The following is a 17,263-nucleotide window of genomic DNA, read 5'->3' on the forward strand; positions in this document are numbered from 1 at the left end:
GCCGCGCAGGCAGTCCCGTACCGCCGCGCAGGCCCTGGAGAACGCGCAAGCCGTACAGACGTCAAGGGTTTGGTACCGACTGATGACCGCTCCGTCCCCGAGGGGGCCCGCCGCGGCAGGCTCCGCCGCCGCCCCCGCGCCCGCCGCCAAGCCGGGCAGCCGCATGTTCGCGTCGCTCGCCGTGCGCAACTACCGCTACTTCTTCTTCGGGCAGTTCATCTCGAACTCCGGCACGTGGATGCAGTTCGTCGCCCAGGACTGGCTGGTCTTCCACCTCACCGGCAGTACGTTCGCGGTGGGCGTCACCACGGCGCTGCAATTCCTGCCGGTGCTGCTGTTCGGCCTGTTCGGCGGGGTCGTCGCCGACCGCTACCCGAAGCGGCGGATCCTGCTCACCACGCAGGGCGCGATGGGCCTGTTCGCGGCGGCCCTGGCCGTGCTCACGCTGTCCGGCACCGTCGAGGTCGCGCACGTCTACGTCTTCGCGTTCCTGCTCGGCCTCATGAACGTGTTCGCCAACCCGGCGATCCAGACGTTCGTCCCCGAGATGGTCGGCCCCGAGCGCATCGCCAACGCGGTCAGCCTGGGCGCCGTCAACTTCCAGAGCGCCCGCCTGCTCGGCCCGGCCGTCGCGGGACCGCTGATCGTCGTGATCGGCAGCGGCTGGGCGTTCGCCCTCAACGCCGTCTCCTACCTCGCGGTGATCGCCTCCCTCCTGGCCGTGCGGGCCGCCGAGCTGCGCCCGGCGAAGCCCGCGCCGCGCGAGAGGGGCCAAGTCCGGGCCGGCCTGCGGCACGTGCGCGAGCATCCGCAGCTCATGCTGCCGATCGTGCTGGTCGGGTTCGTCTGCACCTTCGGCTTCAACTTCCCGACGCTGCTGTCGGGCTTCGCGTACAACGTCTTCGACGGCGGCGCGAGGGAATTCGGCTTCCTGACGACGGCGGTCGGGCTGGGGGCCCTGGTGGGGGCGCTGCTGTCGGCGCGCCGGCGGAGCGGCAGCGCGGTGGTCATGGTGATCACGGCGGCGGCCTTCGGCGTGCTGGAGGCGCTGACGTCGGCGGCGCCGGGCATCTGGTGGTTCGGCGCACTGATGGTGCTGGTGGGGCTGCTGAGCGTGACGTTCGCGACCACGGCCAATGCGCTGGTGCAGCTGAACACGGACCCGTCGATGCGGGGCCGCGTCATGGGCCTGTACATGCTCGTCTACACGGGTGGGACGCCGATCGGCGGCCCGGTGGTGGGCTGGGCGGTCCAGCACTACGGGGCGCGGGCCGGGATCCTGGCGTGCGGGCTGGTGGCGGTGGCCGCGGCGGCGGTCGTGGGGCTCGTGGCCCTGCGCGCTCCCCGTGCGGGCGCGGTCCCGGGTGATTAGCGTGGCTACGGGGGTGCCAGGGACGCAGCAGCCCGGAAGGAGCCGGAACCATGGCCGCGCAAGCAGAGGGCATGCCGTGCTGGGCCGACGCGATGTTCACGGACGTCGAGGCGGCCAAGGATTTCTACGGTGACGTCCTGGGATGGACCTTCGGCGAGAGCGCGTCGGAGTTCGGCGACTACACGGAGGCGTACGCGGACGGCAAGGCGGTGGCCGCCGTGGTGCCGCCCATGCCGGGCCAGGAGGGCCACTCCGCCTGGTGCCTCTACTTCGCCTCGCCCGACGCGGCCGCCACCGCCGCGAAGATCCGTGAGGGCGGCGGCGAGCTGCTGATGGACCCGATGACCGTCGGCGACTTCGGCACGATGGTCCTCGCCCGCGACCCCTCGGGCGTCACGTTCGGCGTCTGGCAGGCCGGCACCCACGAGGGCTTCGCGAAGCGCGGGCAGGCCGGCGCGTACTGCTGGGCCGAGGTCTTCACCCGCGACCCGGGCAAGACCGACGCCTTCTTCCCGGCCGTCTTCCCGTACGGGGTGCAGCGCATCAAGGGCGACGCGGACACCGACGACGAAGAGGTCGACTTCAAGCTGTTCACGCTCGGCGGCGACGCGGTGCTCGGCCGCATGGTGATGGGCGAGGAATTCCCGCCGGAGGTCCCGCCGCACATTCAGGTCTTCTTCGCGGTCGGCGACTGCGACGCCACGGTCGCCAAGGCGACGGAGCGCGGCGGTGACCTCAAATTCGGCCCGATGGACAGCCCCTTCGGCCGCTTCGCCGCACTGACCGACCCCCAGGGCGCGTCGTTCGCCGTCATCGACCTGAGCGCGACGACGGGGAAGATGCCGGAGCTGACGGTCGAGAAGTGAGCCGAGAGGTGATGGCGGGCGTCGGTGTGGTGCCGGTGACCGTGCTGTACGGATTGCCCGCCACGTAGAGGAAGGATCGCGTCGGCGTGGCGCCGGGCTCGCCCACGTGGACGGGCGGCGGATACGCCGGCATGACGGAACCGCCGGCGCGGGACCGGCGGTTCAGGGTCTGTGGGGCGCTTGTGAGCGCCTGGGGATTACTTCGCAGGCAGGGCGGCGGCGGCCTTGGCGGCCGTCGGCGCGGTGGCGGCAGCAGGGGCGGCGGCCGCGGCCTTGGCCTTGGTGGCGCGGTGGATGCCGAAGGCGCTGAGCAGCGCGCACCCGACCAGCGCCGCCACCGCCCACCCCAGGGCCGTCTGCAAGCCCGACGTGAACGTGTCCGACTGCGCGTCGCCCACGATCAGGCCCATGATCGCCACTCCGGTCAGGCCGCCCAGCTGGCGCGACGCGTTCAGGACGCCGGAGGCGATGCCGATGTTGCCGGAGTCGACCGCGGAGAGCATGGCGTTCGTCATGGCCGGGACGACCAGGCCGATGCCGAAGCCCGCCACCAGGAACTGGGCGACGATGGCGAAGTACGAGCCGGAGTGCACGGCCGGGAGGGTGCCGAGGTAGCCCAGGGCGGCCAGCGAGCTGCCGGTGATGAGGACGGCGCGGGCGCCGTACCGCCTGGCGAGCGGGCCGCAGGACAGGTTGGCGGCCATGATCGCGGCGGTCATCGGGAGGAACGCCAGGCCGGCGACGATCGGCGAGTAGGCCCGGACGGACTGGAAGAACAGGCTGAAGACGAAGATCAGGCCGTAGAAGGCGAAGTTGACGAGGACGCCGATCAGCGAGGTCGAGGTGAACGCCCTGCGGCCGAAGAGGTGCAGCGGCAGCATCGGATCGCTGCTGCGCTTCTCGGCGGCGATGAAGGCGAGCGTCGCGACGGCGAAGACCACGAGGCAGCTGATGACGAACGCCGAGCCCCAGCCCCGGCCGTTGGCCTCGATGATGGCGGCGGTGAAGGTGCCCAGCGCGACCACGGCCAGCACCTGGCCGAGCAGGTCGAAGGAGCGGCGCGGGGCGTCGGCGGCGCGGACGGTGGCCGGGGCGTTGGCCTGGGTCAGCCAGATGCCGGCGACGGCGATCGGGACGTTCACGAAGAAGATCGACCGCCAGCCGAGCTGGTCGATGAGGACGCCGCCGACCACCGGGCCGAGGGCGAGGGCGAGGCCGCCCGCCGCGGCCCACAGGCTCACGGCCCTGGCGCGCTCGCCGGCGTCGGGGAACGACTTGTTCACGATCGACAGCGAGGACGGGACGAGCATCGCCGCGCCCAGGCCCTGGATCACCCGGGAGACGATCAGCGCGACGAGCGTGGTGGAGGCGCCGCAGGCGAAGGACGCCACGGCGAAGAGCGCGAAGCCCACCTGGTAGATCCGCTTCGGGTCGAAGCGGTCGCCCAGCGAGCCGGTGGACAGCAGGAACGCGGCGAAGGTGAGGGTGTAGCCGTTGATCACCCACTCCAGGCCGGAGAGGCTGCCGCCGAAGTCCTTGCTCAGCGCGTCGGTGGCGACGTTGACGACGCTGACGTCGAGGATGACGACGACGAACCCGAGGCAGGCCGCGAGCAGCGACAGCTTCCTTTTCGCCGTACTGGGTTCACTCTGGGACATGCCTATTCCTCAAGGTCGGCCGGAGGGGGCGCGAATAGACTGTTCGATGTAACGCGAACACGTAGACTGTACGCAGATCATCGAACACTTTGCAATCGTTCGTCAGGAAGGCCGTTATGACCAAGGGAAACGTCGCGGCTCCGGCGTCGGTGCCGGCGTCGCACCGCACGCCACCGGAGCACGTCCATCCCAGGGACGTGCCCCTGGAGACTGCAATGGCCGCGCTCAGCGACCCCGTACGGCTCGCGCTCGTACGGGAGTTGGCCGCCAGTGAGGACTGGGAGCGCACCTGCGGCAGCTTCGACGTGCCGGTCCGCAAGGCCGCGCTGAGCCATCACTTCGCGGTGCTGCGCTCCGCGGGGCTCATCGAGCAGCGCGACGCCGGCGCCAAGCGCATCAACCGGCTGCGCCGTGCCGAATTCGAGGAGCACTTCCCGGGGCTGCTGGACCTCGTCCTGCGGCAGCGGTAGGAAGCGGGCGGAGGCCCGGGGCGGCCGCCACGCGGCGCCGGCCTCCGTAGGGCTGCGGGGCGCCCGGAGCGGCTCGTTCCGAAGGAGGGGGACGACCTCAGTCGTCCACCGCCAGCCTGTAGCCGCGTTTCGGCACCGTACGGATCAGACCCGCGTGCGTCCCCAGCGCGCTGCGCAGCCGGCCCACCGCCGCCTCCACCGCGTGTTCGTCCGCCCGGGCGCCCGCCCACACCCGCTGGAGCAGGTCGTTGCGGCTGAGGACCCAGCCCGGGCGGGCGGCCAGGGCGTGCAGGACCGCCGCCGGGACCGGGGGCAGCCAGATGGCTTCCGCGCCCGCGAGGAGGGCGTTGCCCTGGAGGACGAGGGGGCGCTCGCCGGTGCGCAGGACGCGGCGGTCGCGGGCCGGGAGGGTGTCCGTGAGGGTGCGGACGAGGGCGCCGAGGCGGCCGCGCTCCGGCCAGGTCGCCGGGACGCCGACGTCCTGGAGCGGGCGGGCGCACAGCGGGCCGACGCAGACCGGCAGGACGTCGTCCCGCAGCGCGGCGAGGACCTCCGCGTACAGGCCGGCCGCCTGCGCGGACTCCAGGAAGAAGACGATGGCCGGCGCGCTGGTGAAGGTGAGGGCGTGGACCTCGCGCCGTACGGTCTGCTCCACCAGGCGCCGTACCGCGTCGGTGTCCTCCGGCGGCGTCCAGCGGTAGACCGGCACGTCGATGACCTCGGCGCCGCGCTCCCGCAGCGCGTCGGAGAAGCCGTCGAGGGGCACGCCGTGCTCCTGGACGGCGATGCGGCGGCCGGTCAGGTCACGGGCGAGGAGCCAGGTCAGGAGCTCGTCGGTGGCCTCGGAGCCGGGCGAGTACGCCTCCTCCAGGCCGCTGGCCCGCACCGCGCCCGTCGCCTTGGGCCCGCGGCTGAGCACCTCGGCGCCCCGGCACGCCCCGGCGAGCCCCGCTCCGTGCCCCCAGCCCTCCGCGGCGCTCATCCAGCCGCGCCAGCCGACGCCCGTCGTGGCGACGACGTAGTCGAGCGGGGCGGCGAGGCAGCGCTCGGTGGCGCGGCGCAGCGCCACGTCGTCGTCGAGCGGGAGGATCCGCATCGTGGGCGCCTCGATCACCCGGGCGCCCCTGCGCCGCAGCAGGGCCGTCAGCTCGTCACGCCGCCGGTCCGCGGTCACCCCGACGACGAAGCCGGTGAGCGGCCCCGTGCCGGGTCCGTTGCCCGGCCCGGTGCCTGGTCCGGGCTCAGGCCCGGGTTCAGGGCCTGAGCCCGGTCCGGTGTCAGCGCTGGTGGTTCCCATGCGCGCATGGTCCGTCGGCGGGGTTTCGGCGCTGTTGCGCCCCAGTCACACAAGCGTTAGGGAAAGCTTTCGGCCTGTTACGGCAGATGTCGTACGGCTTGCACCGCCCGCCCGGCCGTGTGAACGGCTTGTTCCGGGCAGGCAACATCACCGACGTCGGCGCGTAACGACGCAGCGTGAACCTCAAAGGCATGACCACCTCCGGCTCCGGCACCGCCGCCACCCCCGGCACCGCCACCGACACCCACTGCCCGTACTGCGCCTTGCAGTGCGGCATGCGGCTGCGGCCGGGCGCCGGGGAGGAGCCCGCGGAGGTCCTGGAGCGCCCCGGCTTCCCCGTCAACCAGGGCGCCCTGTGCGGAAAGGGGCGGACCGCCGCCGCCGTGCTGCGCCCCGGCGTGCGGCTCACCGAGCCCCTCGTCCGCGACTCCCGCGACGCCCCGCTGCGCCCCGCCTCCTGGGGCGAGGCCCTCGACCGCGTGGCCGCCGGCCTCACGGCGGTGCGGCGGCGCCACGGCAACGACGCCGTCGGCGTCTTCGGCGGCGGCGGGCTCACGAACGAAAAGGCTTACCTGCTGGGGAAGTTCGCGCGCGTCGCGCTCCGCACCCCGAACATCGACTACAACGGCCGCTTCTGCATGTCGTCCGCGGCGGCCGCGCACCGCCGCGCGTTCGGCATCGACCGCGGCCTGCCCTTCCCGCTCGCGGACATCGCCGGCACGGACTGCGTGATCCTGGTCGGCGCCAACCCGGCCGAGACGATGCCCCCCGCGCTGCGCTACTTCCGCGAACTGCGCGAGAACGGCGGCCGGCTCATCGTCGTCGACCCGCGCCGCACGCGCACCGCCGACCAGGCCGACCTTCATCTGCAGCCCCTCCCCGGCACCGATCTCGCCCTCGCGCTCGGGCTGCTGCACCTGCTGATCGCCGACGGCCGCGCCGACAAGGACTTCATCGCCCGCCGCACGACCGGTTTCGCGCAGGCGCGGGCCGCCGCGATGGCGCACTGGCCGGGGCGCGTGGAGCGGATCACGGGCGTACCGGTGGCACAACTCGCCGAGGCGGCCGCCATGTTCGGGGAGGCGCCGCGCGGCATGGTGCTGACCGCGCGCGGCCCCGAGCAGCAGAGCAAGGGCACGGACACCGTCAGCGCGTGGATCAACCTGTGCCTGGCGGCCGGCAAGGCGGGCCGTCCCGGCTCCGGCTACGGCTGCCTGACCGGCCAGGGAAACGGCCAGGGCGGCCGCGAGCACGGCCAGAAGGCCGACCAGCTCCCCGGCTACCGCTCGATCACCGACCCCGCGGCCCGTCGCCACGTCGCCGCCGTCTGGGGCGTCGACCCGGACGACCTGCCCGGACCCGGCCGCAGCGCGTACGAACTCCTGGACTCCCTTGGTGGGGACGGGGGTAACGGTGGGGACGGCGGCGGCGAGGGCGGAAGCCACGGCGGTAACGGAAGCCACGGCGGCGACGACCGCGTCCGCGCGCTCTTGCTCATGGGCTCCAACCCGGCCGTCTCCGCCCCCCGCGCCGCCCACGTCACCGAGCGGCTGCGCGCGCTGGACCTCCTCGCCGTCGGCGACGTCGTCCTCTCCGAGACGGCCCGGCTCGCCGACGTGGTCCTGCCGGTCACCCAGTGGGCAGAGGAGACCGGTACGACCACGAACCTCGAAGGCCGCGTCATCCTGCGCCGCAAGGCCGTCGACGCCCCCGAGGGCGTACGCAGCGACCTCGCCGTCCTGCACGGGCTCGCCGCCCGGCTGGGCGTGACCGAGGGGTTCCCCGAGGACCCCGAAGAGGTCTTCGAGGAGCTGCGGCGCGCCTCGGCCGGCGGACAGGCCGACTACGCGGGCATCAGCTACGACCGCATCCGTGCCGAGGACGGCGTCTTCTGGCCCTGCCCGGACCCGGACCACCCCGGCACGCCCCGCCTCTTCCTGGACCGCTTCGCCACCCCCGACGGGCGGGCGCGGTTCGTCGCCGTGACGCACCGGCCCGCCGCGGAGGAGCCCGACGGCCCCGACGGCGACTACCCGCTGTTCCTGACGACGGGTCGCGTCGTCGGCCAGTACCAGAGCGGCGCCCAGACGCGGCGCGTCGACGAGCTCAACCGCTCCGCACCCGGCCCGTTCGTGGAGCTCCACCCGGTGCTCGCCCGGCGCCTCGGCGTCGCGGAGGGCGAGTTGCTGGCGGTCAGCAGCAGGCGCGGCCGGGCGGTCGCCCCCGCCCGCGTCACCGACACCATCCGGCCGGACACCGTCTTCATGCCCTTCCACTGGGGCGGGAAGGGGCGCGCCAACTCCCTCACGAACCCCGCCCTCGACCCGGTCTCGCGGATGCCCGAGTTCAAGGTGTGCGCGGTGCGGGTGGAGAAGGCCGAGGACGACGTTCTCGATGTCACGGAGGTTGTTGACGTGACGGAGGCGGCGTCATGACCCGCCGCATCGCCGTCGTCGGCGCAGGCATGGCCGCCGCCCGCTTCGCCGAGCGCTTCCAGGCCCTCGGCGGGGACGCGGAGGTCACGCTGTACGGCGCCGAGCCGCGCGCCCCGTACAACCGGGTGCTGCTCGCCGACCTCCTCACGGGCCGCTACGCCGCGGACGACCTCACGCTGCCGGCCGGCGAGGCGCGGCTGCGGACGGACTGCGAGGTGACGGGGCTCGACACCGTCGCCCACACGCTGGAGCTGGCCGACGGGGCGCACGTCCCGTACGACGAGCTGGTCCTGGCCACGGGCGCGGAGCCGGTCGCCTGCGGCGCGTCCGGGCGGGGCCGGGTGCACGTGGTGCGGACCGCCGGCGACGGCGAGGCCCTGGCCGGCGCGGCCGCCCGCGCCCGCCGGGCGGTGGTGATCGGCGGTGGCGTCCTCGGGGTGAGCGTGGCCCGCGCGCTGGCCTCCCGCGGGCTGCCGGTGACGATCGTCCACCGGGCCCCGCACCTCGTCGAGCGCGACCTGGACGGACCGGCGGGCGAGCTCCTGCGGCGCGGCCTGGCGGGCCTGGGGGTGGAGGTGCGCACGGGGGTCACAGTGCGGGAGGTGCACGGGGAAGCCGGCGTTGCCCTCTCCGACGGTCACACCCTCGACGCCGACCTCGTCGTCGCCGCCTGCGGCGTCACGCCCCGCACCGCCCTCGCCCGCGCCGCCGGCCTCCCCGTCCGTACCGGCGTCGTGGTCGACGACCGCCTCTCCTGCGCCCCCGGCGTGTACGCGATCGGCGACTGCGCCGAGCACGCCGGCCGTACGCACGGCACGGCCGGCGCCGCATGGGAGCAGGCCGACGTGCTCGCCGCGCGGCTCTCCGGCGCCTCGCCCGACGCCGCGTACGAGGGCTCGCGCCCGTACGCCCGGCTGTCGGCCGGGCCCCTGGAGTACGCGGCGTTCGGCGCGGCGGCCGGTGCCGACGAGGACGGCGTCGACGTGCTCCGCATCGCCGACGCCACCCGCGGTTCGTACAAGAAGCTCGTCCTGCGCGGCGACCGGATCGCCGGGGCCATCCTCCTCGGCGACCTGGCGACGGTCGGCGCCCTCGCCCGGGCCTACGAACGGGACGAATCCGTACCCAGTGACCCCTTCCACCTGCTGACCTCGCAAGGAGCCTCCTGATGACGGCTGCACGACGCCTGGTTCTCGTCGGCCACGGCATGGTCGGACAACGCTTCCTGGAAGCCCTGTTCGAGCAGGCCCCGGCCGGGCCGGCCACCGAGTGGCAGGTCACCGTCCTCGCCGAGGAACCGCGCCCCGCCTACGACCGAGTCCACCTCACCTCCTGGTTCTCCGGCACGTCCGCCGAGGAGCTCTCCCTCTGCCCGGACGGCTTCATGGAGAAGTACGGCATCGAGCTGCATCTCGGCGACCGCGTCACCGCCGTCGACCGCGAAGCGCGTACCGTCACCACCGCCTCCGGGCGGCAACTCCCGTACGACGCGCTCGTCCTGGCCACCGGCTCGTACCCGTTCGTGCCGCCCGTCCCCGGCCACGACGCCCCCGGCTGCCACGTCTACCGCACCATCGAGGACCTGGAGGCCATCCGCGACGCCGCCGCCACGGCCGGCGCGGGGGCGGTCATCGGCGGCGGGCTGCTCGGCCTGGAGGCAGCGGGCGCGCTCAAGGCCATGGGAGTCGCGACCCACGTCGTGGAGTTCGCGCCCCGCCTCATGGCGATCCAGGTGGACGACGGCGGCGGCGCCGTCCTGCGCCGCAGGATCGAGGAGCTGGGCGTCACCGTCCACACGGGCGCCGGAGCCCAGCGCATCGAAACGGGCGCGGACGGCACGGCGCAGGCCCTCACCCTCTCCGACGGCAGGCAACTCCCCACCGACCTGGTGATCTTCGCGGCCGGCGTGCGCCCGCGCGACGAACTGGCCCGCGCCTGCGGCCTCCCCGTGGGCGAGCGCGGCGGCATCGTCGTCGACGAGCACTGCCGTACGGCCGACCCCGCCGTCCTCGCCATCGGCGAGTGCGCCCTCGCCGCCGACGGCCGCGTCTACGGCCTCGTCGCCCCCGGCTACGCCATGGCCGAGACCGCGGCGCGGGCCGTCACCGCGGCCGCCGGCGACTCCGGCACCGGCTCGCTCACCGACGGCTGCACCTTCACCGGCGCCGACACCTCCACCAAGCTCAAGCTCCTCGGCGTCGACGTCGCGAGCTTCGGCGACGCGCACGGCGCCGCCGACGGCGCCCTCGACGTCACGTACTCCAACAGCCGCGACGGCGTCTACAAGAAGCTGGTCATCGGCGCGGACGGCGCCCTCCTCGGCGGCGTCCTCGTCGGCGACACCGAGGCGTACGGCATCCTGCGCCCCCTCGCGCTCAGCGGCACGCCGCTGCCCGCCCCGCCCGAACAGCTGGTGCTGCCCGCCTCCGCCGGGACGCCGGCCGGGCCCGTGACCCTGCCCGACGAGGCGGTCGTCTGCTCGTGCCACCACGTCACCAAGGGCGCCGTCAGGGCGGCGGTGAACGACAAGGGCTGCACGAGCGTCCCCGAGATCAAGCAGTGCACCAGGGCCGGCACGGGCTGCGGCAGCTGCGTGAAGCTCCTCGGCACGCTCGTGACCGACGAGCTCGCCGCCGCGGGCGTCGAGACCGCACGCGGCCTGTGCGAGCACTTCGAACACACCCGCGCCGAGCTCTACGAGATCATCCGCGTCAAGGGCATCGACAGCTTCGCCCGCCTCGCCGACGAGCACGGGACGGCAGCGGGCAAGGGTGCGGCGGACGGCGAGGGCGTGGCGGCCGGCAGGGGCGTGGAGGGCTGCGACGTCTGCAAGCCCGTCGTCGGCTCCATCCTCGCGAGCCTCGGCAACGGCCACATCCTCGACGGCGAGCAGGCCGCCCTCCAGGACACCAACGACCACTTCCTCGCCAACCTCCAGCGCAACGGCTCGTACTCCGTCGTCCCGCGCGTCCCCGGCGGCGAGATCACCCCCGCCGGCCTCATCGTCATCGGCGAGATCGCCCGCGACTACGGCCTCTACACGAAGATCACCGGAGGGCAGCGCATCGACCTCTTCGGCGCCACCGTCGACCAGCTCCCGCACATCTGGCGGCGGCTCGTAGACGCCGGCTTCGAGTCCGGCCACGCCTACGGCAAGGCCCTGCGCACCGTGAAGTCGTGTGTGGGGGAGACCTGGTGCCGCTACGGCGTGCAGGACTCCGTCGGCCTCGCCATCGAACTGGAGCTGCGCTACCGCGGGCTGCGCGCCCCGCACAAGCTCAAGTCGGCCGTCTCCGGCTGCGCCCGCGAGTGCGCCGAGGCGCAGAGCAAGGACTTCGGCGTCATCGCCACCTCCACCGGCTGGAACCTCTACGTCGGCGGCAACGGCGGCATGACCCCGCGCCACGCCGACCTGCTCGCCTCCGACCTCGACCGCCCCGCGCTCCTGCGCACCATCGACCGGTTCCTGATGTTCTACATCCGCACCGCCGACCGCCTGGAGCGCACCGCCCCCTGGCTCGAACGCCTCGACGGCGGCCTCGACCACCTGCGGGCCGTCATCATGGACGACTCCCTCGGCATCTGCGCCGACCTGGACGCGCTCATGGCCCGCCACGTCGCCACGTACGAGGACGAGTGGGCGGCCACCCTCGCCGACCCCGTCCGGCTGCGCCGCTTCGCCTCCTTCGCCAACGCCCCCGGCACCCCCGACCCGACCGTCCGCTTCGTCCCCGAACGGGGCCAGATCCGCCCTGCCCTGCCGCATGAGGACGGGCAGGTCCTCACCGCGCCGCTGATCGCCGGCGCCCAGTTGGAGGTGCGTGCAGGATGACCGAGACGACTGTGACGAATGTGACTACAGGGACGGTGGTGCCGACGGGGGCGGTCGTGCCGACCGGGGCGGCCGCGTCGGGCGCGTCGGGCGCGTCGGCCGTGGAGATCCACGACGGGACGGGCTGGCGGCCCGTGTGCGCGTGGGACGGGCTCGTCCCCGGGCGCGGGGTCGCGGTGCTGGTCGGCGACGAGCAGGTGGCGGTCTTCCGGGACCGGGCCGGGGAGCTGTACGCGGTCGGCAACCGCGACCCGTTCAGCGGCGCGTACGTCCTCTCGCGCGGCATCCTCGGCAGCCGGGACGGCGTGCCGGTGGTGGCCTCACCCATGTACAAGCAGGCGTTCTGCCTGCGGACGGGCGCCTGCCTGGACGAGCCGCTGGCACCGGACGGCAGTGAGGCGGCGGTACGGGTGTGGCCGGTGCGGCGGGGGGCTTCCTTGGTGCCGCCGGAGGCTGTGGTGTCCTCGGAGCCTCCGGGACCCGTGGTGTCGCAGGAGCCTTCGGTGGCCCCGGAGCCCGTGGTGTCTCCGGAGCCCGTGGCGTCCGTGGTGCCCCCGGAGCCCGCCGCGGGCACCGCGCCTCGGGCTGCCGGCCACGACATCGCCGACTGGCGCCCCGAGGACCCGGTCTTCTGGAAGGAGACCGGTGCCCGGATCGCCCGCCGCAACCTCCTCTTCTCCGTCCTCTCCGAGCACATCGGCTTCTCCGTCTGGAGCCTGTGGTCCGTCCTGGTCCTCTTCCTCGGCCCCGAGTACGGCATCGACCCGGCCGGGAAGTTCCTGCTCACCGCCCTGCCGACGGCCCTCGGCGCGGTGCTGCGGCTGCCGTACACCGTCGCCGTCGCGGCCTTCGGCGGCCGCAACTGGACGGTGATCAGCGCCCTCCTGCTGCTCGTCCCGACCGTCCTGGCCGGGGTCCTCCTCGAACCCGGTGTCTCGTACGGGACCCTGCTCGCCGTCGCGTGCGCCGCCGGAGTCGGCGGCGGCAACTTCGCCTCCTCCATGGCCAACATCAACGCCTTCTACCCGCAGCGGCTCAAGGGCTGGGCCCTCGGCGTCAACGCGGGCGGCGGCAACCTCGGCGTCCCCGCCGTCCAGCTCCTCGGCCTGCTGGTCCTCGCCACCGCCGGCAGCGGCAACCCGCGTCTGCTGCCGCTGCTCTACATCCCCCTGATCGCGCTCGCGGCCCTCGGCGCCGCGCTGCGCATGGACAACCTGACCGGCCTGCGCAACCACAAGCGCGCCCTGCGCGAGATCTGCCGCGAGCCGCACACCTGGGTGATGTCGGTGCTCTACATCGGCACCTTCGGTTCCTTCATCGGCTTCGGCTTCGCCTTCGGGCAGGTGCTCCAGGTGCAGTTCCACGGAGACTTCGACACCCCGGTCAAGGCCGCGGGCCTCACCTTCCTCGGCCCGCTCCTCGGCTCGCTCGTGCGCCCCGTCGGCGGGCTGCTCGCCGACCGCTGGGGCGGGGCCCGGGTGACCCTGGTGAACTACGGGGCGATGGCGGCGGGCGCGGTGACCGTCCTGGCAGCCTCCCGGGAGGGTTCGCTGCCGCTGTTCGTCACCGGGTTCGTGGCGTTGTTCGTCTTCAGCGGCATCGGCAACGGCTCGACGTACAAGATGATCCCGGCGATCTTCCGGGCCCAGGCCCGGACCGCGGTGGAGGCGCACGGCGCGGACCCGGCCGCGGCCGAGGAGACCTCGCGGCGCCGCGCCTCGGCCCTGATCGGCGTCGCCGGCGCGGTGGGGGCCTTCGGCGGCGTCCTGGTCAACCTCGCCTTCCGGCAGTCCTTCCTCGGCTCGCACAACGGCGACGCGGCCTATCTCGCCTTCCTGGCCACGTACGCCCTGTGCGCCGTCCTGACGTGGGCGGTCTACCTGCGGCCCGGCCGCGGCCCGGTGGGGGTGTAGGCCGTGCCCGCTCTCGTCCTGGCCGCCCACGGCACCCGGAACCCGGCCGGGGCCGCCGTCACCGAGGCGCTGGCCGGGCGCGTACGGGCGCTGCGGCCGGACCTCGACGTCCGGGCCGGCTACCTCGGGCTGGTGGCGCCCTCCCTGGACGAGGTCCTGGCCGGGCTGCGGGGCGAGGCGGTGCTCGTGCCGCTGCTGCTCGGCACCGGCCACCACGTACGGGCCGACATTCCGGCCGCGGCGGCGTCCGCGGGGCCCCGGCTGCTGTGCCGTACGGCCCCCGCGCTGGGGCCGCACCCGCTGCTCGCGGAGGCCCTCGCGGACCGGCTGGCGGAGGCGGGGCGGGAGCCCGGCTCGCCGGCGCCCGTCGTCCTCGCCGCCGCCGGATCCTCCGACCCCGCGGCCCGGGCGGACACCACCCGCATGGCGCGGCTGCTCGCGCTGCGGCTGGGGGTCCGCGTGGAGCCGTCGTACGTGTCGGGCGACGGGCCGCGCCCCGGGGAGGCCGTGGCGGCGCTACGGGAGGAGGGGCACGCCGAGGTGTCCGTCGCTACGTATCTGACCGGGCCGGGGCACTTCAGCGAGGCCGTACGGAGCGGAGTGAGAGATATTCCCGTGTCCGGCCCGCTGGGCCCGCATGACGCCGTGGCCCGGCTGGTCGTCCGCCGGTATCAGCGGGCCGCGACGGGCGGTTGCGGGCTCCCCGGAGCCAGTCGGACGCCCGTCACGAGCGACGGCCAGATCCGTACCGCGTAGTCCATCCGCTCGTCCCACCAGGGCGTCAGGAGCTCCGTGTAGCGGGCGAGTTCGTCCGGGTGGGTGACCAGCGTGCAGTAGCCGGTGACGACGACGCTCCAGCCGAGGTGGGTGACGGGGTCGATGGCGTCGGCCTCGTACGCGACGACGACGCGGCGGGCGGCCGCCCCGGGCTGGAGCGCGGGTACCGCCGGCGCTGCGAGTCCGGTCAGGGCGGCGCCCTCGTGGGTGCGGATGATGATGTTGCCGCCGTCCACGACGTGGTTGACCGGGCGGATGGCCGGCAGCGCGCACCGGGTGAAGACGACCCGGCCCAGCGTGACGGTACGCAGGAGCCGGAGGGACTCGGCGCGGGTCAGCTCGACGCGGTGGCAGGGCGATGCGGTGGTGTCGCTCACCCCTTCAGTAGAGGCGGCCGGGGCCCGCCCTGCCAGGGGCCGAACGGCCCCGGTAGCGACTACAGTTCCGGCACCGGCACCGGCACCGGCACCGGCCGCCCGCGGTGCCGGAACCACTCCGGCGCGAGGATCGACATCACCACGGCGTCGACCCGCTCGCCCTCCCACAGCAGCGCGCCCCGCAGCACGCCCTCCGGTACGAAGCCGGCCTTCTCGTAGACGTGCCGGGCGCGCGGGTTGAAGGCGTACACCTCCAGCGAGACGCGGTGCAGGCCCAGCGTCTCGAACCCGTAGCCGACGATCAGCCGGGTGGCCTCGGTCCCCAGCCCGCGTCCGGGTGCGCCGGGCACCGAGCAGATGCGGAAGCTACAGCTCTCGTTGCCCGGGTCCCACTCGCTGAGGACGGCCTCCCCGACGACGTTCCCGGTCGCCCGCTCCACGATCGCGAGGTCCAGACGGTCCTCCTGGTCGCCGCGCGAGGCGTACCAGGCCCGGAGCCCGGCCTCGTCGTGCGCGGCGTGGTCACCGGTCAGCCGCGCCGTCTCCTCGTCCCGGAAGATGGGGAGCAGCGCGGGCACGTCGTCCACGGTGACCGGCCGCAGCAGGGTCAGCTCGCCGGTGAGCGTGGGCTTGAAGGCGAAGCCGGGGCCGGGGCCGGCCGGAACGCCTCTGTCGTGATCATCCATGGGTGCAGTGTGCGACGGCGGGGGGCCGGCTGTCCTCCGGATATACGGAGGAGCGGATATGCGGATATCCGCATGCTCGCATGCCCGGATATCCGCATCTGCGCTGTCTTCGGGATCTGCGTTGCCGGGCCGGCGATCCGCCCGCCCTCAGACCCGGTCCGGCAGCGGATCGTGCCGGACGCGCTCAGCCGGCACGCCCTCCGCGGTCAGCCGTGCCACGAGCGGTCCGGCCATGGCCGGCGGGCCGCTCACGAAGGCCAGGTGCCGGGACCAGTCGCCGTGCCCCGCGACGACGTCGGCCAGCGCGCCGTACTCGCCCGGCCCGGGGCCCTCGCCGGTCACCTGCGTGACCCGCAGCCACGGGTAGTGGCGGCGCAGCTCCGCCGGCGACTCCGTGTCGTACAGCGCGGAAGGGTGCCGCACCCCCAGGAAGAGGTGCACGCCGCGCTGCGCGACCCTGTGCCCGGCGAGCTCCTGGAGCAGCGCCTTGGCCGCGGCCCAGCCGGTGTCGGCCGCGACGAACAGCAGGTCGTGCGCGGCGTCCTCGCCGTCCAGCGTCATCGTGCCGCCCGGGGGGCCGAGCCGCAGGACGTCGCCGACGCGGGTGCGCGTCAGGAGGGCCTCGCTGACGCCTCCGCGGCCGGTCAGTTTCACGTGGAACTCCAGCTCGCCGTCCGGGCGGGGCGCGCAGGCGACGGAGTACTGCCGCCACGCCTGCGGCAGGGCCGGCGAGGCCACGGAGGCGAACTGCCCGGCCCGGTACGGGTACGGCTCGTGCGGCCGTACGCGCAGGACGGCGAGGTCCGCGCGCCGTAAGTCGTGGTCCGTGACCGTGGCCTGCCAGGCCGCGGGCTCGCCCAGGGCGGCCTCCGCGCCCTCGACCATGGCCGCGACCGCGAACCGCAGCATGCGCACCCACGCCCGCTCCATGCCCTCGCTCCAGCGCGGGCCCGCCGTGCGGCGCAGCGCCTCGCACAGCGCGGACTCGAACGCCCGGTAGTGCGCGGGCCGTACACCCAGCTTGCGGTGGTCGCGCCCGAGGCGCGTGAAGGTGGCCGCGACGGCATCGGGGTCGTGGAGGTTCTCGATCAGGTACCAGAAGATCGCTTCGAGGTGCTTGCGCTGGAACTCCATCGACTCCGGGAAGAGCTGCCGCAGGTAGGGCCAGTGAGCGAACATCGCGTCGTAGAGATGGGCGATCAAGTCCTCGAAGGGGGTGACGAGTTCGAGGTGGTCGGTGATGACGCGCTGGTCGGCGGCGCCGTCGTACGGCTGCTGCGGTGCCGCCGCCTTGCCCGCCGTGCTCGCCGTTCCGCCGGCGCCCTCCGCCCCCTGCCACCCGGTACCCGCGGGGGAGAACAGCCGCCTGCGGAGCCGCATCGCGTCGTGCCGGGCGAGCAGGGAGTGGTACGTGTCGTCGACGGTGTTCACGGGTGGGCAGCTCCTCGAAGGCTCCTCGCACACGGGCTGGGGCGCGCGCCAGTATGGCAACCGGCCCAGGGGCCCGCCCGGCCCTGGTCAGCAGGGCCGTTCGGCCCTATCGGCGGGGTGCGGGCGGGGTGTGAGCTGGGCCTGCGGTT

Annotated in this window: 13 protein-coding genes and 1 pseudogene; 9 read left to right on the forward strand and 5 right to left on the reverse strand. The window is 74.1% G+C overall.

The window, feature by feature from the left end; translation table 11 throughout:
• The first annotated feature begins 82 nt into the window (after positions 1-82).
• A complete protein-coding gene (locus PS271_RS14865; RefSeq protein ID WP_398382354.1) occupies positions 83-1,372 on the forward strand; it encodes an MFS transporter in 1,290 nt (429 codons plus the stop codon).
• Positions 1,373-1,422: 50 nt separating this feature from the next.
• The gene (locus PS271_RS14870) at positions 1,423-2,238 is read left to right on the forward strand and encodes a VOC family protein (protein WP_398382355.1); all 816 of its coding nucleotides are present in this window, start codon (positions 1,423-1,425) and stop codon (positions 2,236-2,238) included.
• A 197-nt stretch (positions 2,239-2,435) separates the two neighbouring features.
• Here the strand turns inward: PS271_RS14870 and PS271_RS14875 are convergent, their stop codons facing one another.
• Positions 2,436-3,896 carry an MFS transporter gene (locus tag PS271_RS14875; RefSeq protein WP_398382356.1) on the reverse strand — a complete coding sequence of 487 codons (1,461 nt, stop codon included), beginning with the start codon at positions 3,894-3,896 and terminating at the stop codon, positions 2,436-2,438.
• 116 nt (positions 3,897-4,012) lie between these two features.
• On the opposite strand from PS271_RS14875, the gene PS271_RS14880 reads away from it, so the two are divergent.
• Positions 4,013-4,366, forward strand: coding sequence for an ArsR/SmtB family transcription factor (locus tag PS271_RS14880; RefSeq protein WP_398382357.1), 354 nt, complete (start codon positions 4,013-4,015; stop codon positions 4,364-4,366).
• 97 nt (positions 4,367-4,463) lie between these two features.
• Here PS271_RS14880 and PS271_RS14885 read toward each other — a convergent pair whose 3' ends face one another.
• Complete coding sequence (locus PS271_RS14885; protein ID WP_398382358.1) at positions 4,464-5,663, reverse strand: uroporphyrinogen-III synthase; 1,200 nt, start codon at positions 5,661-5,663, stop codon at positions 4,464-4,466.
• 191 nt (positions 5,664-5,854) lie between these two features.
• Here PS271_RS14885 and PS271_RS14890 point away from each other — a divergent pair, with 191 nt between their 5' ends.
• The 6 genes and pseudogenes from PS271_RS14890 (at position 5,855) to PS271_RS14915 (ending at position 14,599) form a co-directional block, all read left to right on the forward strand.
• A complete protein-coding gene (locus PS271_RS14890; protein ID WP_398382359.1) occupies positions 5,855-8,098 on the forward strand; it encodes a molybdopterin oxidoreductase family protein in 2,244 nt (747 codons plus the stop codon).
• Positions 8,095-9,267, forward strand: coding sequence for an NAD(P)/FAD-dependent oxidoreductase (locus tag PS271_RS14895; protein WP_398382360.1), 1,173 nt, complete (start codon positions 8,095-8,097; stop codon positions 9,265-9,267). Before PS271_RS14890 ends, PS271_RS14895 begins: the two co-directional genes overlap by 4 nt.
• Positions 9,267-11,930, forward strand: coding sequence for a nitrite reductase large subunit NirB (gene nirB / locus PS271_RS14900; RefSeq protein WP_398382361.1), 2,664 nt, complete (start codon positions 9,267-9,269; stop codon positions 11,928-11,930). Before PS271_RS14895 ends, nirB begins: the two co-directional genes overlap by 1 nt.
• Positions 11,927-12,346, forward strand: a pseudogene (gene nirD, locus PS271_RS14905) (nitrite reductase small subunit NirD); the annotation flags it as partial. The gene nirB and the pseudogene nirD, both read left to right, overlap by 4 nt.
• A 120-nt stretch (positions 12,347-12,466) precedes the next feature.
• The gene (locus tag PS271_RS14910; protein WP_398386854.1) at positions 12,467-13,843 is read left to right on the forward strand and encodes an MFS transporter; all 1,377 of its coding nucleotides are present in this window, start codon (positions 12,467-12,469) and stop codon (positions 13,841-13,843) included.
• A gap of 3 nt (positions 13,844-13,846) precedes the next feature.
• Positions 13,847-14,599 carry a sirohydrochlorin chelatase gene (locus PS271_RS14915; protein ID WP_398382362.1) on the forward strand — a complete coding sequence of 251 codons (753 nt, stop codon included), beginning with the start codon at positions 13,847-13,849 and terminating at the stop codon, positions 14,597-14,599.
• Here PS271_RS14915 and PS271_RS14920 read toward each other — a convergent pair.
• From PS271_RS14920 to PS271_RS14930, 3 genes are all read right to left on the reverse strand, one after another.
• Positions 14,515-14,997, reverse strand: a complete 483-nt coding sequence (locus PS271_RS14920) for a pyridoxamine 5'-phosphate oxidase family protein (RefSeq protein WP_398382363.1) — start codon at positions 14,995-14,997, stop codon at positions 14,515-14,517. The two genes, PS271_RS14915 and PS271_RS14920, sit on opposite strands and share 85 nt — an antisense overlap.
• Positions 14,998-15,056: 59 nt before the next feature.
• A complete protein-coding gene (locus tag PS271_RS14925) occupies positions 15,057-15,683 on the reverse strand; it encodes a GNAT family N-acetyltransferase (protein WP_398382364.1) in 627 nt (208 codons plus the stop codon).
• 147 nt (positions 15,684-15,830) lie between these two features.
• Positions 15,831-17,114 (reverse strand): globin domain-containing protein, encoded by a 1,284-nt coding sequence (locus PS271_RS14930; protein WP_398382365.1) that lies wholly within the window; start codon positions 17,112-17,114, stop codon positions 15,831-15,833.
• Between the last annotated feature and the right edge of the window lie 149 nt (positions 17,115-17,263).

Source organism: Streptomyces sp. SCA2-17 (assembly GCF_044336695.1).